We start from the raw sequence: 20616 nt of genomic DNA on the forward strand, positions 1-20616 counted from the left end.
CCGTGTATCTCGCAGACGGCCGCCCGGCTCCCGCCACCTCCGTATCGCCGGGCGGCCGGCGCACCGGCCGCGTCCGCCGCGTCCGCGCCGCCGTCCCCTCCACGGTGCTGGTCCTGGGCACCGTCAGCCTCATCACCGACATCTCCTCGGAGATGGTCACGGCCGTGCTCCCGCTGTACCTCGTCGCCGAACTCGGGCTGTCCCCGCTGGGGTTCGGGGTGCTGGACGGGGTCTACAACGGGGTGAGCGCGCTGGTCCGGCTGGTGGGCGGCCGGCTGTCGGACCGCGGCGGGGGCGCCGGGCACAAGGCGGTGGCCGCGGTGGGGTACGGGCTCTCCGCCCTCTGCAAGCCGCTGTTGCTGCTGGTGCACTCGTTGCCGCTGATCGGGGCGGTGCTGGCGGTGGACCGCACCGGTAAGGGGCTGCGGACCGCGCCGCGGGACGCGATGATCTCGCTGGCCGCCGAACCGGCCGCCCGTGGCCGGGCGTTCGGGGTGCACCGGGCGATGGACACCGCGGGCGCCCTGTGCGGCCCGCTGGTGGCGTTCCTGCTGCTGCGGGCGGCGGCCGAAGGCTATGACGCGGTGTTCACGGTCAGCTTCTGTATCGCCGTACTGGGCGTCGTCGTACTGCTGTTGTTCGTCCCGGGCCGCGCGCTGCCCGCCGCGGAGGACACCGCCGGACCGACACCTGCCGGGCCACGGACGCCGGCCGCTCCACGGACGCCGGTGCGCGCGCTGCTGGGCCGGCCGGAGATACGCCGGCTGACCGGGTGCGCCGTGCTGCTCGGGCTGACCACCGTCAGTGACTCCTTCCTGTATCTGACCCTCCAGCGGCGGCTGGACCTCCCGGCGGGATGGTTCCCGCTGCTCCCGCTGGGCACCGCCGCGGCGTTTCTGTCGCTGGCGGTGCCGATGGGGGCGATCGCCGACCGCATCGGCCGGCGGCGGCTGTTCCTGGCCGGGCATCTGGTGCTGCTGGGCGCCTACGGGCTGCTCCTGTCGCCCCTCGGCGGCGGCGCGGCGCTGGTCTGTGCCGTGCTCGTCCTGCACGGCGCGTTCTACGCGGCGACCGACGGAGTGCTGGCCGCCGCGACCGCCGACGCGGTGCCCGAGGACGCCCGTGGCAGCGGCCTGGCCGTGGTGCAGACCGGCCAGACGGCCGCGCGCTTCGTCTGCTCCCTCGCCTTCGGTGCCGCCTGGACCGCCTGGGGCGCCCACACCGCCGTCCTCGCCGCGGCCGTCGGACTGGCCCTGGCCGCGGCTCTCAGCGCCCGGCTGCTGCGCCCGGCCGGACCGGCGGCGGGCCCGAACTCCCCCTCGGAGCAGACCTCGTGAACCGCATCCCGCTGAGCCGCACCGCGCGCCTGCTCATCCTGCTCGCCACCGTCGTCGTCCTCGGCGCGGTCGCCGTCGGCGCGACCCTGGCCGCCGCCGGGCGCGCCGACCGGAAGGACCGCACACAGTCCGGGGGCCCGAAGGTGACCCCCGGGACCGTACGCCTGGACGGGCCGGGCCAGGGGCTCTTCCGCAACATGGCCTGGGGGCCGCACCGCGACGAGATCACCGCCGTGCCGGAAGGGCGGCTCACCGGGCCGCGCACCGCGTCCGGGGTGCGCTGTCTGCGGTTCCACGCGGCCGCCGGGACCGGTATCTGTCTCCAGGCCGTCCACGGCGAACTCCGGGACAGCTACCGGGCCGTCCTCCTGGACAACCGGCTGCGCGAAGTGCGTCACTACGACGTGGCCGGCACCCCCACCCGTGCCCGGGTCTCCCCCAGCGGCCGCACCGTCGCCTGGACCGTCTTCGTCAGCGGTGACTCCTACGCGGGCACCGCCTTCTCCACCCGCACCTCCGTCGTCGACACCGGTGGGCGGCGCCTGGTCGCCAACCTGGAAACCTATGCGCTGACCGTCGACGGACACCGGGTCCGCGCCGCCGACATCAACGTCTGGGGCGTCACCTTCGCCGATGACACCCGCTTCTACGCCACCGCCGCCACCGGCGGAAAGACCTATCTCGTCCGCGGCGACCGCAGCACCGGAACCCTCCGGGCCCTGCACCCCAACGTCGAATGCCCCTCGCTGTCCCCCGACGGCACCCGGATCGCCTACAAGAAGCGCGTCGCGGGCGCCGACCCCGACGCTCCCTGGCGGCTGTACGTCCTCGATCTGCGCACCCTGCGCGAGACCGCGACCGGTGAACACCGCAACATCGACGACCAGGCCGTCTGGCGCGACGGCCGCACCCTGGTCTACTCGCTGCCGGGCGACTACGGCTCGGACCTCTGGACCGTCCCCGCCGACGGCACCGGCACCCCGCACCGCCTCCTCTCCGCGGCCCTCGCCCCCGCTTTCTCCCGCTAGGGGGTGTCCGGGGACGGACTCTGAACCACCGCCCCCTCCCCCACCGCCACCAGTAGCTGGAACGGCAGCTCGCGCGCGCCCTGCCCCACCCCCACACCGATCCAGCGGCCCTGCACCCGCCAGCCGTGCATCCGCGGGACATAGCCGCACAGCGTGTCCAGCGGCGGCCGGACCGGCAGGCCCCGCGCGGTCCGTTCCAAGTGGGTCCCCAGATCGACGGTTTCGGGGGCGCCCCACCGTAACGACAGCGCCTGCACCAGCGCCGTCAGCTCGGCGGTGAAGTCCTCCTCGGCCTCCGCCACCTCGGCGGCGTCCGCGTCCCAGAACTCCTCGCTGACTCGCAGCCCGGCTATGTGGTACCCGGGTCCGCTCTCGACCATGGCGGACCGGTCCGGCACCGCCGGGAACTCCCGCAGCCGCAGTCGGTCGATGACCGTCAGATGCTTGTCAATGGTCATGTCGTCAGTAAACCGCGCGGGTCTGACAATTGGCCCTCCCGCGGCCCGGCGCCGGAGGACACCCGCGCGCTGCGCCACCGCCGAGCAGGCGTCACGGCGGTCGGCGGCCCCCTCCCGCGGGGCTCGCCGCGCACCCCCTGACCGGCTACGATCCGCCCCACACGCATAGTGAGGGAGACGGACGTTGGGGCGGCTCACCGGCGGGGACCCGTCCCTGCTGCGACGGATCAACTCCGCGGTGGTGCTGCAAGCGCTGCGCGCCGCGGACTCCCCCACGCTCACCGACCTGGTCCAGGTGACGGGGCTGTCCCGGCCGACGGTCGAGGGTGTGGTCGAGGGGCTCATCGAGTCCGGGCTGGTGGTCGAGGCGGCCGCCGGGGAGGGTGCGACGCGTCGCCAGGGACGGCCGGCCCGCCGGTTCCGTTTCCGTACGGAGGCCGGCCATCTGCTGGGCATCGAGATCGGCTCGCACCGCGTCGCCGCCCTGCTGTCCGATCTGGGCGGCCGGGTGCTGGACACCGCACAGCGCCCCGTGGAGGAGCGCGCTCCAGCCGACGAGCGGCTGGAGCGGGTCCGTGCCGTGGTGGCCGATCTGCTGCGCCGTACGGGCGTGTCCCGCGGTTCGCTGCGCGCCGTCGGGGTGGCCGGCCCCGGCATCGTGGAGGCCGACGGCACCGTCCGGCTGAGCACCGCGCTGCCGGGCTGGACGGGTTTCCCGCTGGGTGAGCGGCTGCGCCGGTCGTTCCGCTGCCCGGTGCTGGTCGAGAACGACGCGAACGCCGCCGCGGTGGCCGAGCACTGGCAGGGCGCGGCGACCGGCTCCGATGACATCGTTTTCGTGCTGGCCGGACTCAGCCCGGGGGCAGGATCGCTGATCGGCGGACGGCTGCACCGCGGCTTCGGCGGGGCCGCCGGGGAGATCGGCGCGCTGCATCTGCTCGGCCGGGAGGCGACACCGGAGAAGCTGCTGTCGACGACCGGAGAACCGCTGCATCCTCTGGACGAGGCGCAGGTGGCGGCGGTCTTCGCGGCGGCGCGGGACGGTGACGCGCAGGCGCGGGAAGCGGTGGACCGCTTCATCCGGCGGCTGGTGCACGATGTCGCGGCACTGGTGCTGGCGCTGGACCCGGAGCTGGTGGTGATCGGCGGCTGGGCGGCGGGCCTGGCGGGTGTACTGGAGCCGCTGCGCCGGGAGTTGTCGCGCTATTGCCTCCGCCCCCCGCAGGTCGCCCTGTCGCAGCTGGGCGAGGCGGCGGTGGCCACCGGGGCGCTGCGGCTCGCGCTCGACCACGTGGAAGGTGAACTCTTCGCGGTGGAGAGCACGGTGACCGGCCGCCGCCGCACCGCGGCGCGCTGACGGCCGCTACGGAGCGGCGACGGCCCGCCACAACGGAGCGGGCCCCCTCCGAGATCCGGAGTGGGCCCGTCCCTCAGCCGGCGGGCCGTCTTACCCCGCGAGCAACTCGACCGCGTCGCTCTCACCGAAGGTCAGACGGCAGGTGTCCGCCCGGTAGGTGGAGACCGCGACGGCGGTCGTACGGCCGCCCGAGACATAGCGGGTGGTGACGACCAGGACGGGCGCGCCGGGCAGCCGGTCCAACTCCTTGGCGTCCTCCGCACGGGCCGAGCCGAGCTCGACGGTGCGGTCCTGGCCCTCCAGCTCCAGCGACTGCAGCTCCTGTAGGACCGCATACGCCCGCGCCGCGCCGGTCAGCAGGTCGAACTGCGCGCTGCCGGGGATCGCGGCCGCCGGGACGTACAGCGACTCGGCGGCGAGCGGCCGGTCCTGGGTGACCCGGCTGCGGCGGACGATGTACACCCGGTCGCCCACGGCGGTCTCCAACAGGCGGGCCACCACGGCGGGCACCGTGTCGCTCACCTCGCAGCCGACCGGCTGCCAGTCGTCGCCTGCGGCGCCGGGCCAGCTGTGGCGGGCGGGCGCGACGGCGACACCGACGCGGGGCGGGGCGACCGTGGTGCCCACACCGCGGCGACGCTGGAGTCTGCCCTCCAGCTCCAGCTGTTCGAGCGCCTGCCGCAGCGTGGCCCGCGCGACGCCGAACCGCGCCGCCAGATCACGCTCGTTGGGCAGAATCTCGCCGACCGCGAACTCCGAGTCCAGCGCCTCGCTGAGCACGGTCTTGAGGTGCCAGTACTTCGGCTCCGGCACCGTTTCGAGCTGCGTGGTCCCCACCCTGTCCTCCGCACTGGCCGCTACCGGGGCTGCTCCCCCATGGGACTCGGGCCGCGCGCGGCCGGCAGATATGAGCCCGCTGCGCGCCCGATTATGAGCGCTTCTTTATTAAAGGTTGTTGCAGTATCCCGACGATATGGCCGCCCCCACCCTTGGTCAAGACCAACCGGGATCACTTTCGGCCCGCTCCGCATGCCCGAACGGGCCGTCCCCCCCACGGCCTCGGCGGGACCGCTGGGTACCGTCTCCGTCATGCTCGCGCTGCTGCACACCTCGCCCGTCCACGTCCCGGTCTTCGACGCGCTACGGGACACGGAGACCCCCGGCCTGGCGCTGCGTCACCTCGTACACCCTCAACTCCTTGCCCGGGCAAGGGAGCAGGGTCCGGAGGCCGTCTCGGCCGAGGTCTCCGCCGTCCTCGCGGACGCGGCCGGCCACGGGGCGCGGGCCGTGCTCTGCACCTGCTCGACGATCGGTGCGGTGGCGGAGACGGCCGGCGCCGCGCTCGGCCTGCCCGCCCTCCGGGTGGACCGTCCGATGGCCGCGGCCGCGGTCGTCACCGGCCCGCGGATCGCCGTACTCGCCGCGCTGGAAAGCACCCTCGCCCCCACGGAAGCCCTGATCCACCAGGAGGCACTACGGGCCGGCCGCGCGGTCGAGGTGCGGAGCGTCCTGGTGCCCGGCGCCTGGGAGCGTTTCGAGAGCGGCGACACCGAGGGTTATCTGGCGGTGGTCGCCGCCGCGGTGCGGGAGGTCCGGGACGCCGAGGTGATCGTCCTGGCGCAGGCCTCCATGGCGCCGGCCGCCGAGGGGCTCGACGGCGATGTCCCGGTGCTGTCGAGTCCGCGGCTCGGTCTGCTGGCCGCCGCTCAGCGTGCCGCGAGCGACTCCAGCTTCTCGGGGTTGCGGACGATGTAGACGGTCTTGATCTCGCCCTCCGCGATCCCGAGCTGGATGACGGAGTCCGGCACGCCGTCGAGGAGCGCCAACACCGCGATCCCGCCGTTGAGTTCGAGGACGGAGAACTCCAGGCCGGCCGGCAGGGACTTGGTGACACCGAGGAGGAAGCGGGCGATCTTGTCCGCGGACTCGATGATCCGCAGCGGGGCCTTGGCCTTCCCTCCACTGTCCCCGACCAGCCGGGCGTCGGCCGCCAGCAGGCTCAGCAGCCCGTCCAGATCGTCACCGGCCGCCGCGGCCAGGAACCGCTCGGTCAGCTCCCGCTGCCGGTCCGGATCGACCTCGTAGCGTGGTTTGCCCTCCTCCACATGCCGCCGGGCACGCCCCGCCAGTTGCCGGACCGCGGCCTCGCTGCGGTCGAGAGTGGTGGCGATCTCCGCGTACGGATAGCCGAAGGCCTCGCGCAGCACGAACACCGCGCGCTCCAGAGGGGAGAGCGACTCCAGGACGACGAGCACGGCGAGGGTGACCGACTCGGTGAACACCGCGCGCTCGGCGGTGTCCGGGGCGAGGCCGCCGGCCTCCGTCCGCAGCGGCTCCGGCAGCCAGGGCCCCACATAGGACTCGCGCCGTGCCTGGACCTGGCGCAGCCGGTCGATGGCCAGCCGGGTGGTGATCCGTACGAGAAAGGCGCGCGGTTCCCGTACCGCCGCACGGTCCGCGCCCGACCAGCGCAGCCAGGCGTCCTGGAGCACGTCCTCGGCGTCGGCCACCCGGCCGAGCATCCGGTACGCCACCCCGAAGAGTACGGAGCGGTGTTCCTCGAAAACGTCGGTGACCTCGGTCGCGGAATCCTTCAGCACCCCTCCATCCCACTCGGCCGCCCCGACGTTGTCCAGCGGAAACGGTGGCGGACGGGCGCGCGGACGCGTGGTGTGCGGCACACTCGCCCTCGCCCCGGCTGCCCCATACCGCTCAGTAGTCCCAGCTGGCATCGTGTCAGCGCACGCGCGCACCACCGGAAGTCCCGCACCCCCAGAGGAGTTCACCCATGGCCGCCCCGGTCTCCTTCGCCCGTATCACCCCCGCGGACCGGCCGCCGTTCACGGTCGCCTACGACCGCAAGGGCGCGGGCGAACCCATCGTCCTGCTGCACGGCATCGGCCACCATCTCCAGGCCTGGCGCCCGGTGTGCGACATCCTCGCCGCCTCTCATGAGGTCATCGCGCTCGATCTGCCGGGGTTCGGCGCCTCCCCCGCGCTGCCCGGCGGCTCCTCGTACGACCTGATATCGGTCGTCCCGCTGCTGGCCGCGGCGTTCACCGAACTCGGGGTCGAGCGCCCGCATGTGGTGGGCAACTCGCTGGGCGGCCTGCTCGCGCTGGAGCTGGGCCGCACCGACGCCGTGCGGTCGGTCACCGCGCTCTCACCCGCCGGCTTCTGGACCCCGGCCGAGCGGCGGTACGCCTTCGGTGTGCTGCGCGGGATGTACGCCGGCGCCCAGGCGCTGCCCCAGCCGGTGGTGGAGTCGCTGGCCCGGAGCGCCCTCGGCCGCGCCTCGCTCACCGGGACCATCTACGCCCACCCCGGGCGCCGCTCCGCCGAGGCCGTCGTGGCGGAGACCCGGGCGCTGCGCGAGGCGCCCGGCTTCGCGCCGACGCTGGCGGCCGGCCGGGAGGTGCGGTTCACCGCCGATGTGCCCGGCGTCCCGGTGACGATCGCCTGGGGCAGCCGCGACCGGCTGCTCCTCCCCCGCCAGGGCGTACGCGCCAAGCACACCATCCCGGGCGCCCGGCTCGTACGGCTGCCGGGCTGCGGGCATGTGCCGATGAACGACGATCCGGCGCTGGTGGCGCGGGTCATCCTCGACACGGTGGGCTGAGCCCGCAGTGGCGTTCTCCCCGGGTCCGACCGTCCCGGTGGCCCGTATCGGGGGCGTATGCACCACGTCGGCGTCCTGGCGATCGGACGGTGGTCTTGCGACCATGGCCCGGGTCCGCCGGTGGCGGGGCCCGGGTCCGGCCGGGCGAGCAAGCGGGCGAGCGAGCGGTGCACCGTGATCGACGAACGGGCCGGTGTTCACCGTCCGTTCGGCTGTGGGGCACCGGACAGCGATACGAACGGGCGGGCAGTGAAGTCGGTCGAGGCACGGAGGTTGGAGATGGCGCAGGGATCCGGCAGCGGCTTCGGACGGCGGTCGCTGCTGCGGGGCGCGGCGGCGGGTTCGGCGGCGCTGGCACTGCCCGCGCTCTCCTGTGCCGCGCCGGCGCAGGCCCGCAGCGGGCGGCCGAGCGCCGACTGGGGCGTCCAGGTCGGGGATGTCACCACCTCCTCGGGCCTGGTGTGGGTGCGGTCCGACCGGCCGGCCAGGATGGTGGTGCAGACCGCGGCGACCGAGTCGTTCCGGAATGCCCGGTCCTGGCACGGCCCGGTGGTCGGGCCGGACACCGACTTCACCGGCGTGACCTCGCTGCACGGTCTGCCGTCCGGTGAGCAGATCCACTACCGGGTGCTGCTCGCCGACCCGGATGACCCGCGGCGCACCGGTGAGCCGGTCTCGGGCACTTTCCGCACGGCCCCCACGGGGCGCCGCACGGACCTCCGCTTCCACTGGTCGGGCGATCTGGCCGGGCAGGGCTGGGGCATCAATCCGGACCGCGGCGGCTACCGCATCTACGAGGACATGCGCCGCCGGAACCCGGACTTCTTCCTGTGCAGCGGCGACAACATCTACGCCGACAATCCGATCCCCGAGCGGGTGACACTGCCGGACGGCCGGATCTGGCGGAATGTGACGACCGAGGAGAAGTCCAAGGTCGCCGAGACGCTCGCGGAGTTCCGGGGCGCGTTCCGCTACAACCTGCTCGACGACAATCTGCGCCGCTTCAACGCGCAGGTGCCGACGATCACGCAGTGGGACGACCACGAGGTGCACAACAACTGGTACCCGGGGCAGCTGCTCGATGACGACCGGTACACGGAGAAGTCCACGGATGTGCTCTCCGCGCGGTCGCTGCGCGCGTTCAGCGAGTATTTCCCGATCCGTACGCTGCGGCCCGACCGGGGAGGCCGGGTCTATCGCGTGGTGCACCACGGCCCGTTGCTCGACGTGTTCGTGCTGGACATGCGCCGTTACCGGAACGCCAATTCGCCGGGCCGGCAGACCGACGACCCGCAGGGCATCCTCGGCGCGGAGCAGCTGCGCCGGCTCAAGCGGGAGCTCTCCCGGTCCCGCGCGGTGTGGAAGGTGATCGCCTCCGATATGCCGCTGGGGCTGGTCGTCCCGGACGGCAAGACGAACTTCGAGGCGGTGGCCCAGGGCGATCCGGGCGCTCCCCTGGGGCGTGAGCTCCAGCTGGCCGAGCTGCTGCGGCACATCAAGCACGACCGGGTGACCGGCACCGTCTGGCTCACGACGGACGTCCACTACACCTCGGCGCAGCACTACGCGCCGGAGCGGGCCGCGTTCAAGGACTTCGAGCCGTTCTGGGAGTTCGTGTCGGGGCCGCTCAACGCGGGCGGGTTCCAGGCGCTGAAGATGGATGGAACCTTCGGGCCCGAGCAACCGTTCATCAAGGCGCCGGACCGTGCCAACACCTCCCCCGCGGAGAGTCCGCAGTACTTCGGCGAGGTCGATATCGACGGGGGCAGCGGGGAGCTGACGGTGCGGCTGCGTCAGGAGGGTGGCCAGGTGTTGTTCAGCAAGGTGCTGCAACCAGGACGGGTAGGACAGTAGGGCCCAATGCGCCGATTGCGTCTTTTACCCGTCGGACACAAGGTGTTGGTGATCAGGCAACACCTGTCCGTCAGGCTTGTGTGCATGACTGAAGCATCCCTTGCCCCGTCCGCCCGCCGCCCGCACCGTCGGCGGGACACCCTCCAGCCGGCCGGCCTCTTGGCGGCCGCCACGGCCGGCTTCCGCTTCTGGTGGTCACGACGCCACGAAAACGCGCCGCCGCCGACCGATACCGGCGCCGCGGCGCCGTCCTCCACCGACCGGGCCCCGGGGGCCGGCGGCCAGGAGACGGTGCTGTGGCGGATGCGGACCACGGTCCGGGACGAGCCGGGCAGCCTGGCCGCGCTGTGCACGGCACTGGGTTCCCGCCGGGTGGACATCCTCAGCCTCCAGACCCATCCGCTCTCCGACGGCACGGTCGACGAGTTCCTGCTGCGCGCGCCCGAGGCGCTGACCCCTGACGAGCTCACCCATACGATCGCCGGCGCGGGCGGCAGGCACAGCTGGCTGGAGCGGGCCGACGCGCACGACCTCGTCGACGCGCCGACCCGGATGCTGGGGCTGGCGACCCGCACGGCCCTGGATTCCGCCGAACTCCCCCTCGCACTCCGCCAGTTGCTGGGACGCTGCACCATCCATTCGGTGCCCGCACGCTCCCTCAACGGGCACCCGCTCGCCGAGCAGGTCCCCACGGAGGGCGTGCTGGAGGAGCACCGCATGAAGTTCCGCGACCCCTCCGGGGGCTCGCTCACCATCGAAAGGCCGCAATTGCCGTTCACCCCCACCGAGTTCGCCCGGGTCCGGGCGCTGGTCGATCTGGATGCCCGGCTCGGCCAACGGGTGCCGCCACGGCGTGATGTGCTGACGCTGCCGGAGGGCAACGAGATCACGGTCCGCCGCGCCGACACCTCCGACCTGGCCGCGGCCCGGGAGATGCACGACCGCTGCTCGCCTACGACCCTGGGGCTGCGCTACCACGGCCCGGTCGGCGACGCGGACCGCTATCTGGGCCATCTGCTCAGCCCGCGGTTCGGCCGGACCCTGGCCGTGGAGACCGCCTCCGGCCGGCTGGTGGCGCTCGGCCATCTGCTGTGGGACGGCGACGAGACCGAGGTCGCCCTGCTGGTCGAGGACGCCTGGCAGCAGCGCGGTATCGGCGCCGAGCTGCTGCGGCGGCTGGTGGCGATGGCGGCCGAGACCGGCTGCGAGAGCGTGTACGCGATCACCCAGGCCTCGAACACCGGCATGGTGGCCGCGATGCGCGGCCTCGGGCTGCCGCTCGACTACCAGATCGAGGAAGGCACCCTGGTGATCACCGCCCGCCCGACGGGCCTGACCGCCGCACGGGAGCCGCGGGAGAGCGTACGCCTCCATGACGGCAGCGGGCGCCGCTGAGTCCCCGGGAGCTCCACCGGACACGGGGCCCCCGGCCGGCCGGGCGTGCGGACGCCCGACCGGCCGCGGCAACCGGCACGGACGCCGAAAAGCGACAGCAACGTACAGCTTTTTGATGGTGACGCGGCGGGGCGATCCGTACGAGGATGGCCGTATGTCCAACACCACTACTTCCGGGGGCGGCCCGCTGCCCCGCGAGGTCGCCGACGCCTATGTCGACGCCCTTGTCGACCTGGACCCGATCACCGGCACCTTCCTCGGCGTCGCCGAGAGCTCCGACAAGCTCCCCGACTTCTCCCCGACGGGCCAGGAAGCGGTGGCCCAGCTCGCCCGGACGACCCTGGAGAAGCTCACCGAGGCCGAGGCCCGGCCGGGCGCGGACAGCGCCGCCGAGCAGGTATGCGCCCGGCTGCTGCGCGAGCGGCTGACCGCCGAGCTGGCGGTTCACGAGGCGGGCGAGGGCCTGCGCACGGTCAGCAACCTCAGCTCGCCGCTGCACCACGTCCGTGAGGTCCTCACGGTCACCCCCGCCGAGACCGACGAGGACTGGGCGGCGATCGGCCGGCGGCTGCGGGCCGTACCCGCCGCGCTGGAGGGCTACCGCTCCGCGCTGGACGCCGGCCGCAAGCAGAACCTGCCCGCGGGACCGCTCCAGGTCCGCACCGTCATCGGCCAGTTGGACGAGTGGATCGGCACGGACCGCAGCTGGTTCGCCGAGTTCACCGACGCGGGCCCGGACGCCCTGCGCGCCGAGCTGACCGAGGCCGCCGAGGTGGCGACCGGCGCGCTGGTGGAGCTGCGCGACTGGTTCCGCGACACCTACGCCCCCGCCATCGAGGGCGCTCCGGACGTGGTGGGCCGGGAGCGCTACGCCCGCCTCGCGCGCTACTTCAACGGCGCCGACCTCGACGCGGACGAGGCGTATGCGTACGGCTGGTCCGAGTTCCACCGGCTGCTGGCCGAGATGGAGACCGAGGCCGAGAAGGTGCTGCCCGGTGCGAAGACCCCGTGGGAGGCGCTGGCCTGGTGCGATGAGCACGGCGAGGCGGTCGAGGGGGTCGAGGAGACCCGCCAGTGGCTCCAGTCGCTCATGGACGAGGCCATCGACGCGCTCGACGGCACCCACTTCGAGCTGGCGGAGCGGGTGCGCCGGGTCGAGTCCCGGATCGCCCCGCCCGGTGGCGCCGCGGCCCCGTATTACACCCAGCCGTCGCTGGACTTCTCCCGCCCCGGCCGGACCTGGCTGCCGACGATGGGCGAGACCCGCTTCCCGGCGTACGACCTGGTCTCCACCTGGTACCACGAGGGCGTACCCGGCCACCACCTCCAGCTGGCGCAGTGGGCGCACGTCGCCGACCAGCTCTCCCGCTACCAGACGACGGTCGGCATCGTCAGCGCCAACGCCGAGGGCTGGGCGCTGTACGCCGAGCGGCTCATGGACGAACTGGGCTTCCTGACCAGCGCCGAACGGCGCCTCGGCTACCTGGACGCGCAGATGATGCGGGCCGTCCGGGTCATCATCGACATCGGCATGCATCTGGAGCTGGAGATCCCCGCGGACTCGCCCTTCCACCCGGGTGAGCGCTGGACGCCGCAGCTGGCGCACGAGTTCTTCGCCCAGCACAGCAGCCGCCCGGCCGATTTCGTGGAGAGCGAGATCATCCGCTACCAGGGCATGGCCGGCCAGGCCATCGGCTACAAGCTCGGCGAGCGGGTGTGGCTGCGGGGCCGGGAGGCGGCCCGCGCCCGGCACGGCGCGGACTTCGACCTCAAGGCGTGGCACATGGCGGCGCTGTCGCAGGGTTCGCTGGGCCTGGACGATCTGCTGAGCGAGCTGTCGGCGCTCTGACCAGGTCTTGTGGGGGCGGCGGCCGGCCATGGCCAGTGAGGGCCGGCCGCCGCCCCCGCCCGTCGGGCCGTCGGCATCACCGCGGGACGGGACCGGTGGGATGGCGGCGGTATCCGGGTGTCAACGACGGAAGCCGCCCTCGGAGTTGATGACCTGACCGGTGATCCAGCCCGCCTCGTCGGTCGCCAGCCAGGCGATCAAACGGGCCGGGTCGTCGGGGGTGCCCCACTGCCCTCCGGGGAAGCATCCGGCGACCCGCTCACGGAGCTCGCCGACCGCGTAACCGGTGTCCACGGGGCCCGGGTTGACGGTGTTCACAGTGACTCCGAGACCGGCGAACGTGGTGGCCAGGCTGCGGGTCGCCGAGGCCAGCGCCCCCTTGGCCAGACCGTAGGCGATCTCTTCCGGCATCCCGTCACCGAGGTCCTGGCCGGAGGTCATCAGCACGATCCGCCCGCCCGGCAGCCCAGCAGGGCGACGGCGGGCGTAGGCCTGCGCGAGCAGGATCACCGAGCGGGTGTTGACCGCCCAGTGGGCGTCGAGCATCGCCGCGTCAATGGTGTCGAGGGTGCCGTCGCTGCCGCTGAGGGCATGGTTGGCGACGAGGATGTCCAGCCGGCCGCCGAGCGCCTCGGCGGCGGTGTCGAGGAGGCGGGCGGGGGCGTCGGACCGCGACAGATCGGCCGGTCCGTGGGCCACCACCGCGCCGGGGGCGGCGAGTTCGCGTACCCCGTCGGCGACCGCTTCCGGGCCGCCCGGGTCCGCTCCCCACGGCTGGCCGGCGTCGTGCGGCACATGATGGTGCAGATAGACACCGGCCCCGTAGGCGGCCAGGCGCCGGGCGACGGCGTATCCGATGCCACGGCGCCGGCTCGCTCCGGTGACCAGGGCGGTACGGCCGAGGAGCGGCAACGGGTCGCGGCGTGGTGCGGTGGCCTCCATGGCGGGCCGGGGGCCTTCGGCGGAGCTGCTCTTGTCGTAGGTCATGGCGCCCCACCCTCGCCGCCGCCGGCCGGGCCGTCACCCGCTTTTCGGTGCCGGGTGGCGGCGGCCGCGTGAGCGTGGCGGGGCATGTCTCGTCCGGCATCGGCCCGAAAGGTGGAGATCGCCGGGCAGCGCCCTTGCTCTGCCGTCGATTCCACTGCTGGACGGGCGGCCCGTGACCGGCAGCCGGTGACGGCCCCCGGACTCAGCTCCGTACGCGGTGCCGGACCGTCGAGCCCGACCGGTCCTTGACGACCTCCAGCTGAGCGGGGATCCGCGCCTTGAGGTCGGCGACATGGCTGACGATGCCGACGCTGCGGTCCCGTTCGCGCAGCGAGTCCAGCACGTCCAGCACCTCGTCCAGGGTCTGTTCGTCCAGGCTGCCGAAGCCCTCGTCGATGAAGAGGGTGTCCAGTCGCGTGCCGCCCGCCTCGTCGGTGACGACATCGGCGAGGCCGAGCGCCAGCGCGAGCGAGGCGAAGAAGGTCTCGCCGCCGGAGAGGCTGGAAGTGTCCCGCTCATGGCCGGTCCAGGCGTCGATGACATGCAGCCCCAGGCCGGAACGCCGGGCGCCGCCGGCCCGTTCGTCGGAGTGGACGAGGGTGTAGCGGCCGGCGGACATCCGGTGCAGCCGGGCACTGGCGGCCGCCGCGACCTGTTCGAGCCGGGCGGCGAGCACATACGACTCCAGGCGCATCCGCCGCTCGTTCTCGCTGGACGTGCCCGAGGCGAGGGCGGCCAGGCGGGCGATGCGGTCGTAGGCGGCGCGCAGCGGTGCCAGCGTGCGGGCGTCGGCCTCGGCGCGGGCGGACAGCCGGTCGAGCTCGGCGCAGCGTTCCCGGGCCGCGGCATGCGTGGCCGAGGCGGTGCGCAGCCGGGCCGCCGCGGCCTGGTGCGCGGACTGTGCGGCGGCCGGGTCGGCGGGCGGCAGCGCCGCCGCGGCCGCGGTTTCCGGTGCGGCCAACTCGGCTTCCACGGCGGCGGATTCGGCCTGCCACTCATCGAGCCGCCGCTGGAGTGCCCGCCAGTCGTCGTCCTGGAGCAGCGCCTCAGCGGCGGCCCGCGGGGTGTCGAATCCGGCGCGGTGGGCGGCGTCGGACAGCCCCTCGTCAGCCTCCTTGAGCCGCTGGGCACAGGAGTGCGCCGTACGGGACGCCTCCGCCGCCGCGGCCAGCAGCGCCACCTGGCGCTCCAGCCGGGCGGCCCGGTCGGCGACGCTCGGGCTGTCACCGCGCGCGCGGGTCAGCTCCTCTTCCAGGGTGGCCCGTTCGCGGTCCAGCGCCTCCCGGTGGGAGGTACGGGCAGCGGCCCGGCGCTCCGCCTGCTGCTGCTCGGCGCGACGCCGTTCGTATTCGCGCTCGGCGCGGGCGAGCGCCTCGCGGGCGGCATGGAGGTCGGCCCCCTGCGCATGGGCGTCGGCGTATGCGGTGCGCAACTCCGCCACCTCTGCGGCGAGTTCGCCCGCCGGAGTGTCCCCGACCGTTGCTGCCGCGGCGGCCAGCGCCTCCTTGGCGGCCTGGCAGCGGGCCTCCGTCCGCTGCCGGGCGTCCTCGGTCCGCCGGTACGCGGTCAGCGCGGCTTCCTCGGCCGCCCGGTCGACATGGCCCGCACCGGCCCGGGCCGGCCGGGGGTGCTCGGTCGCCCCGCACACCGCGCAGGCCTCGCCGTCACGCAGTCCGTCCGCGAGCTCGGCGGCGATCCCGCGCAGTCTCCGGTCCTTGAGGTCGAGCCAGTGCTCGTGGGCCGCCGCGGATTGCTCCCTGGCGGCGAGCAACTCCGCTTCCGCCGACCGCACCTCTTCGCTGAGGCGGTCGCGGCGGCGGGCGGCTTCGCAGCGTTCGGCGGCCGGTTCGATCCGGGCGCCGAGCTGTTCGGCCCGGGTGGCGGCCTCCTGCGCCGTGTCGATGCGCTGCTGGTGGGCACGCTGGGAGTCGTCCCACGCGGCGAGCCACTCGGCGGCGTCCAGCAGCGTCTGTTCGTCGGCGCGCGCCTCGCGGTCGAGGGCGGCGCGCTCCCGGCCGATGTCGGCGGCCCGCCGCTCGGCCCGCCGGGCCGCGCCGAGCGATCCCAGATCCTCCCGCAACTCCCTTTCCAGTGCGGCGAGTTTCTCGCTCTCCGCATCAGCGAGATCCGGCGGCAGCGGGTCCCGCCGCTGCCGCTCGGCACGCTGGGCGGCGTCCAGCTCACGCCAGGCGGCGTCGCGCAGCGCGAGCGCGGGCGCGACCTCCGCGGCCGCACGGGCCCGCTCCAGCCGCTCGCGGGTGTGCGCACGCTCCTCGGCATGGGCCTCCAGCCGGGCGGCCCGGCTCCGGGCGTCCGCGTACCGCTGCTGGAGCCGGTGGCGTTCACGGGCCTCTTCCCAGCTCCCGGCCGCCGCCCGCTCGGCCGCCTCGGCGGCGTGCAGCGCGGAGTCCGCGACGGTCAGCCGTTCCCGTGCGCTCACCCGGGCGACCGCCGCTCTGACCAGCACCGCGTCCGCGAAACCCGGCTCGCCGGGGCCCGGTGCGGCCGGATCTTCCGCGGCGCCACCACGGGCCGATGCGGCCGGTCCGCCGGGCTCCACGGCCCCGGCCTGCCCCGGTACGGTCGCCCGCTTCGTGGCCGTCGCCGTCGCCCGCCCGCGCCCGCCGGCAGCCGCCGCGCCACGTCCGCGCGCCGGTGCGCCCTGCTGCGTCGCCCCGGCCCGGTCCGGCGCCGGAACCGACGGATCGGTGAGGTCGGCGCTCTCCCCGGCCGCCTGCGCCATCCGGTGTGCCAGCGCCAGCAGCCGTTCGTCGCCGGCCGTGACGGTGTCCGCGGCGGCTTTGCGGCGCGCGGTCAACTGCTCTTCGAGCGCGGCGAACCGCCGGGTGTCGAAGAGCCGCCCCAGCAGCCGGGCCCGCGCCTCGGCATCGGCCCGCAGAAAGCGCGCGAAGTCGCCCTGCGGCAGCAGCACCACCTGGCAGAACTGCTCCTTGCTCATGCCGAGCAGCTGGCCGATTTCCTCACCGATCTCCTGATGCGAGCGGCTCAGCGCCTTCCAGTGGCCGCCGCCCTCGGCCTCGTCGCCGCGTCCCGGCCCGTCATCGCCCTCCGGCCCGTCGCCGTCCGCCGCTCCCCCGGCCCCGGCCCCGGCCGGCACGAACTCCCGCAGCCTGCTCTGCGCCTTCTCCTTCGTCGTGCCGCTGCCGCGCTTCTTGGGGCGTGGCTGCTCGGGCAACCGGGTGATCTCCAACCGCCGTTCGCCCACGGTCAGTTCGAGCACGACCTCGGTGAGCGTCAGCGGGTCCGCCAGATCGCTGCGCAGTGCCTGGCCGCTCTGCCGCGCCCCCGGGACCGACCCGTACAGCGCGAAGCACACCGCGTCCAGAACCGAGGTCTTGCCCGCACCCGTCGCGCCGTGCAGCAGAAAGAGACCGTCCCTCGTCAGCCGGTCGAAGTCGATGGTCTGGGTGCCGCCGAACGGCCCGAAGGCGGTGACGGAGAGCCGGTGCAGTCTCAACGGGCCACCTCGGCCGCCATGTCGTCGACGCGTACCTCGTCGATCGCCGAACGCAGTTCGGCCCGCTCCTGCTCATCGGCCGCGCGGCCGGACCGTACGTGTTCCACGAAGTCCTCGGCGATTTCCTGGTCGCTGCGTCCGCGCAGCCGCTGCGCGTACGACGCCAGCGAGCGGGCGGGCCCGTCGTCGGGGTCGAAGACCAGGCTGACGAGGTGCGGGAAGCGCTTGACCAGCCGGGCCATGGGCTCATGCGGGCGGGCGGTGTCGGTGAGGGTCGCCTCGACCCAGGAGTCCTCGTGCCGGGCCGGTCCGGGGTCTTCCAGCAGCTGCTCCAGCCGTCCGCGGATACGGGCCAGCGGCCGCGGCACCGGGCAGTCCACCCGTTCCGCGTGCACGGCGCCGTCCGCGTCGAGATCGACGATCCATGACGACTTGCGGTGCTCGGCCTCGGAGAAGGAGTAGGCGAGCGGAGATCCGGAGTAGCGGACCCGCTCGGTGAGGGTCTGACAGCCGTGCAGATGCCCGAGGGCGACGTAGTCCACCCCGTCGAAGACAGCCACGGGAACCGAGGCGACCCCGCCGACGGTGATATCGCGCTCGCTGTCGCTGACCGCACCGCCGGTGACGAAGGCATGCGCCAGCACCACGGAGCGCGTCCCCCCGGGCCTCCCGGCGAGATCGGCCCGTACCCGCTCCATGGCCGCGCCGAGCACCTCCGCATGGTCGGCGCGCCGTGCCCCGAGGGTGTCGCGGACCATGGCGGGTTCGAGATACGGCAGCCCGTAGAGCGCCACCGGACCATGGGCATCGGCGAGCAGCACGGGGGTGCCGCAGTCGGCCGGGTCGGTCCGCAGGTGGATTCCGGCCCGCTCCATCAGCCCGGAGCCGACGCCCAGCCGGCGGGCCGAGTCATGGTTGCCGGAGATCATCACCGTCGGGACACCGAGCCCGGCGAGCCGGTGCAGGGCGTCGTCGAACAGCTCGACGGCGGCTAGCGGCGGCACGGCACGGTCGTAGACATCGCCCGCGACCAGCACCGCGTCGATCTCCCGGGCGCGCACCGTCTCGACGAGATGATCGAGGAACGCGCGCTGGGCGGAGAGCAGATTCACCCGGTGAAAGGACCGCCCGAGATGCCAGTCGGAGGTGTGCAGAAATCTCACCCAGCCGCTCCGACCTGCATATTTCCCCTCCGAGAACCCACGAACCAGCACCCGGCCCCCACGGCCCGGCAACCGGCTCCCACCACGGCGGCCACTGTCCGTACCCCGTTCCTTGCGGGCCTCATTCTTGCATCCGTGGCCGGGGCAGGTGTCCGCGATTGTTCAGCCCGCCCCGTGTCGCGGACGCTGCCTCCGCGGAGCGCTTGCCGCCCCGGCTCGACCGCTGCATCTGCGTCTACGTCAAGCCCGCGTCACGGACCAGTAACGCCATCTGCACCCGGTTGGCGAGATTCAGTTTGGCGAGCCCACGGCTGACATGGGCCTTCACCGTGCCTTCGCTCATGGCCAGTTCCCGTCCGATCTCGGCGTTGGACAGCCCTCTGGCCACGGCCCGGACCACCTCGCCCTCCCGGTCGGTCAGCGCCGAGAGCCGCCGGCGCGCCTCGCCGGCGCGCTCCGACGCCATGCCCGCGAAGGCGTCGATCAGCCGTTTGGTGACCTTCGGCGTCAGCATCGCACTGCCCTCGGCGACCGTACGGACGGCACCGGCCAGATCCCGCGGGGAGGTGTCTTTGAGGAGGAATCCGGCCGCGCCGTTGCGCAGGGCGGTGTGCACATAGTCATCGAGGTCGAAGGTGGTCAGCATGATCACCTTGGGACAGTCGGCCGAACGCCGCAGCTCCTTGAGGGCGGTCAGCCCGTCCATGCCTGCCATCCTGACATCCATCAGCACGACGTCGGGGCGGTGTTGGGCTGCCGCGATGATCGCCGCGCCGCCGTCACTCGCCTCGGCCACCACCTCGATGCCCTCGGCCGGTTCAAGGATCATGCGCAGGCCGGCCCGGACCAGCGCTTCGTCGTCGACCAACAGGACTCGGATCATGCGCGTTCCTCCGGGGCTGGCTGGGAGAGGGGGAAGCGGGCCACGACGGTGAATCCGCCGCCGTGGCTCGGCTGGGCGGCGAATATCCCGTCGAGCAGTTCGACCCGCTCGCGCAGGCCCACGAGTCCGGTACCGCTGCCCGGGAGTACCTCGATGGGTCCCCTCGGTGCCGTGTTGGACACGACGACTTCCAGATCCGACTCCAGGTAGCGCACGAGGACTTCGGCGTGGGCCGTACCGGCGTGCTTGTGGACGTTGGTGAGGGCTTCCTGCACGACGCGGTAGGCGGCGTGTTCCAGCAGGGTCGGCAGCCGTTGGGGGGTGCCCTCGTCGTGCCGCTCCACGGAGACTCCCGCGGCACGCGACTGGTCGAGCAGCCCGTCGAGATCCACCAGGGTCGGCTGCGGCCCGAGGCTGGGCCCGCCGTCACTCGCGCTCTTGAGCACCCCGATAACTTCCCTGAGCTGCGTGAGCGCTTCCCGGCCCGTGGTGCGGATGAGTTCCGCCGCGGCGGCTGTCTCCTCATCCTTGGCGTTGACCTCCAGCGCCCCCGCGTGCAGCACCATGAGCGACACCCGGTGAGCGACGATGTCGTGCATGTCCCGGGCGATGCGGGCCCGTTCCTGTGTGCGCGCCCGCTCGGCGCGCGCGATCTGCTCCCTCTCGCGCTGTGTGGCACGCTCCTCGATCCCGTCGATCACCTCACGGCGGGCCTTGCTCCACAGGCCCAGTGCCGCGGGGAGCCACACGAACAGCACCGCACCGCCGAGCGATGGGAGCAGGTCTTCCCCGCTGAGACCCGGCATCCCGATGGCCACGCCCGTGGCCGTCGGCAGCACGGCGAGGGCGCCGCCACCCACGAGGTACCAGACCAGGTTCCGCGGGCTGCGCGATGTGCGCGCCGCGACATACGACCCGATGCCCAGCGGAATCCAGACCGACAGCAGCATCCACGCCACCGCGCCCATGGTGATCAACGGCCACGGCCGGCGCGGCAGCATGAGGACGGTGATCGCGGACGCCACGGCGATCACCACCGACAGGACATGGCCGGCCAGCGGCATCCAGCCCCACTCCGTCAGCACATGGGGAACGGGGCCTGCCTCGTGCCACAGCAAGGCGCCCGCCCCGAACACGGCAGACAGCATGGCGAGTCCCCAGCGGTCACCTAAGCGCCGCAGGTGCTGCCGAAGTGCACTTTCCCAACC

At 73.5% G+C, this 20616-nt stretch carries 16 protein-coding genes; 8 read left to right on the forward strand and 8 right to left on the reverse strand.

The window, feature by feature from the left end; all coding sequences use genetic code 11:
- The first annotated feature begins 2 nt into the window (after positions 1-2).
- Both ACZ4XD_RS04060 and ACZ4XD_RS04065 read left to right on the forward strand, forming a co-directional pair.
- Positions 3-1337 carry an MFS transporter gene (locus ACZ4XD_RS04060; protein ID WP_468037959.1) on the forward strand — a complete coding sequence of 445 codons (1335 nt, stop codon included), beginning with the start codon at positions 3-5 and terminating at the stop codon, positions 1335-1337.
- A gap of 11 nt (positions 1338-1348) precedes the next feature.
- Positions 1349-2365, forward strand: coding sequence for a TolB family protein (locus tag ACZ4XD_RS04065; protein ID WP_468038346.1), 1017 nt, complete (start codon positions 1349-1351; stop codon positions 2363-2365).
- Here the strand turns inward: ACZ4XD_RS04065 and ACZ4XD_RS04070 are convergent.
- Positions 2362-2823, reverse strand: coding sequence for a hypothetical protein (locus tag ACZ4XD_RS04070; RefSeq protein ID WP_468037960.1), 462 nt, complete (start codon positions 2821-2823; stop codon positions 2362-2364). The genes ACZ4XD_RS04065 and ACZ4XD_RS04070 overlap by 4 nt on opposite strands.
- A gap of 184 nt (positions 2824-3007) precedes the next feature.
- On the opposite strand from ACZ4XD_RS04070, the gene ACZ4XD_RS04075 reads away from it, so the two are divergent.
- A complete protein-coding gene (locus ACZ4XD_RS04075) occupies positions 3008-4180 on the forward strand; it encodes an ROK family transcriptional regulator (protein WP_468037962.1) in 1173 nt (390 codons plus the stop codon).
- 90 nt (positions 4181-4270) lie between these two features.
- Here ACZ4XD_RS04075 and ACZ4XD_RS04080 read toward each other — a convergent pair whose 3' ends face one another.
- Entirely contained in the window at positions 4271-5017 is a 747-nt protein-coding gene (locus ACZ4XD_RS04080) for a GntR family transcriptional regulator (protein ID WP_468037964.1), read from the reverse strand.
- A 252-nt stretch (positions 5018-5269) separates the two neighbouring features.
- Between ACZ4XD_RS04080 and ACZ4XD_RS04085 the strand changes: the two genes are divergently transcribed.
- Positions 5270-5935, forward strand: a complete 666-nt coding sequence (locus ACZ4XD_RS04085) for an aspartate/glutamate racemase family protein (RefSeq protein WP_468037966.1) — start codon at positions 5270-5272, stop codon at positions 5933-5935.
- On the opposite strand, the gene ACZ4XD_RS04090 is transcribed toward ACZ4XD_RS04085, so the two are convergent.
- A complete protein-coding gene (locus ACZ4XD_RS04090; RefSeq protein WP_468037967.1) occupies positions 5887-6780 on the reverse strand; it encodes an RNA polymerase sigma-70 factor in 894 nt (297 codons plus the stop codon). The genes ACZ4XD_RS04085 and ACZ4XD_RS04090 overlap by 49 nt on opposite strands.
- Positions 6781-6968: 188 nt before the next feature.
- Here ACZ4XD_RS04090 and ACZ4XD_RS04095 point away from each other — a divergent pair, with 188 nt between their 5' ends.
- The 4 genes from ACZ4XD_RS04095 (at position 6969) to ACZ4XD_RS04110 (ending at position 12897) form a co-directional block, all read left to right on the forward strand.
- On the forward strand, positions 6969-7799 hold the full coding sequence (locus ACZ4XD_RS04095) for an alpha/beta fold hydrolase (RefSeq protein WP_468037969.1): 831 nt from the start codon (positions 6969-6971) through the stop codon (positions 7797-7799).
- A gap of 279 nt (positions 7800-8078) precedes the next feature.
- Positions 8079-9653 carry an alkaline phosphatase D family protein gene (locus ACZ4XD_RS04100; RefSeq protein ID WP_468037971.1) on the forward strand — a complete coding sequence of 525 codons (1575 nt, stop codon included), beginning with the start codon at positions 8079-8081 and terminating at the stop codon, positions 9651-9653.
- Positions 9654-9737: 84 nt separating this feature from the next.
- Complete coding sequence (locus ACZ4XD_RS04105) at positions 9738-11048, forward strand: GNAT family N-acetyltransferase (protein ID WP_468037973.1); 1311 nt, start codon at positions 9738-9740, stop codon at positions 11046-11048.
- 154 nt (positions 11049-11202) lie between these two features.
- Positions 11203-12897: a DUF885 domain-containing protein gene (locus ACZ4XD_RS04110; RefSeq protein ID WP_468037975.1), complete on the forward strand. Its 1695-nt coding sequence runs from the start codon at positions 11203-11205 to the stop codon at positions 12895-12897.
- A gap of 120 nt (positions 12898-13017) precedes the next feature.
- On the opposite strand, the gene ACZ4XD_RS04115 is transcribed toward ACZ4XD_RS04110, so the two are convergent.
- The 5 genes from ACZ4XD_RS04115 to ACZ4XD_RS04135 form a co-directional block, all read right to left on the reverse strand.
- Complete coding sequence (locus tag ACZ4XD_RS04115; protein ID WP_468038348.1) at positions 13018-13839, reverse strand: SDR family oxidoreductase; 822 nt, start codon at positions 13837-13839, stop codon at positions 13018-13020.
- Positions 13840-14086: 247 nt separating this feature from the next.
- Positions 14087-17362: an AAA family ATPase gene (locus ACZ4XD_RS04120; RefSeq protein ID WP_468037977.1), complete on the reverse strand. Its 3276-nt coding sequence runs from the start codon at positions 17360-17362 to the stop codon at positions 14087-14089.
- Positions 17359-18525: an exonuclease SbcCD subunit D gene (locus ACZ4XD_RS04125; protein WP_468037979.1), complete on the reverse strand. Its 1167-nt coding sequence runs from the start codon at positions 18523-18525 to the stop codon at positions 17359-17361. The genes ACZ4XD_RS04120 and ACZ4XD_RS04125 overlap by 4 nt, the downstream gene beginning before the upstream one ends.
- 235 nt (positions 18526-18760) lie before the next feature.
- Complete coding sequence (locus ACZ4XD_RS04130; RefSeq protein WP_468037980.1) at positions 18761-19408, reverse strand: response regulator; 648 nt, start codon at positions 19406-19408, stop codon at positions 18761-18763.
- Positions 19405-20556 carry a sensor histidine kinase gene (locus ACZ4XD_RS04135; protein WP_468037982.1) on the reverse strand — a complete coding sequence of 384 codons (1152 nt, stop codon included), beginning with the start codon at positions 20554-20556 and terminating at the stop codon, positions 19405-19407. Before ACZ4XD_RS04135 ends, ACZ4XD_RS04130 begins: the two co-directional genes overlap by 4 nt.
- Positions 20557-20616 lie beyond the last annotated feature (60 nt).

The organism is Streptomyces sp. NPDC029466, assembly GCF_055574515.1.

Excerpts from the sequence above, each read along its gene's own strand:
- ACZ4XD_RS04070 (WP_468037960.1), bottom strand. The coding sequence starts at position 2,823 with ATGACCATTGACAAGCATCTGACGGTCATCGACCGACTGCGGCTGCGG.
- ACZ4XD_RS04085 (WP_468037966.1), top strand. The coding sequence starts at position 5,270 with ATGCTCGCGCTGCTGCACACCTCGCCCGTCCACGTCCCGGTCTTCGAC.
- ACZ4XD_RS04095 (WP_468037969.1), top strand. The coding sequence starts at position 6,969 with ATGGCCGCCCCGGTCTCCTTCGCCCGTATCACCCCCGCGGACCGGCCG.
- ACZ4XD_RS04100 (WP_468037971.1), top strand. The coding sequence starts at position 8,079 with ATGGCGCAGGGATCCGGCAGCGGCTTCGGACGGCGGTCGCTGCTGCGG.
- ACZ4XD_RS04105 (WP_468037973.1), top strand. The coding sequence starts at position 9,738 with ATGACTGAAGCATCCCTTGCCCCGTCCGCCCGCCGCCCGCACCGTCGG.
- ACZ4XD_RS04110 (WP_468037975.1), top strand. The coding sequence starts at position 11,203 with ATGTCCAACACCACTACTTCCGGGGGCGGCCCGCTGCCCCGCGAGGTC.
- ACZ4XD_RS04115 (WP_468038348.1), bottom strand. The coding sequence starts at position 13,839 with ATGGAGGCCACCGCACCACGCCGCGACCCGTTGCCGCTCCTCGGCCGT.
- ACZ4XD_RS04130 (WP_468037980.1), bottom strand. The coding sequence starts at position 19,408 with ATGATCCGAGTCCTGTTGGTCGACGACGAAGCGCTGGTCCGGGCCGGC.
- ACZ4XD_RS04135 (WP_468037982.1), bottom strand. The coding sequence starts at position 20,556 with ATGCTGTCTGCCGTGTTCGGGGCGGGCGCCTTGCTGTGGCACGAGGCA.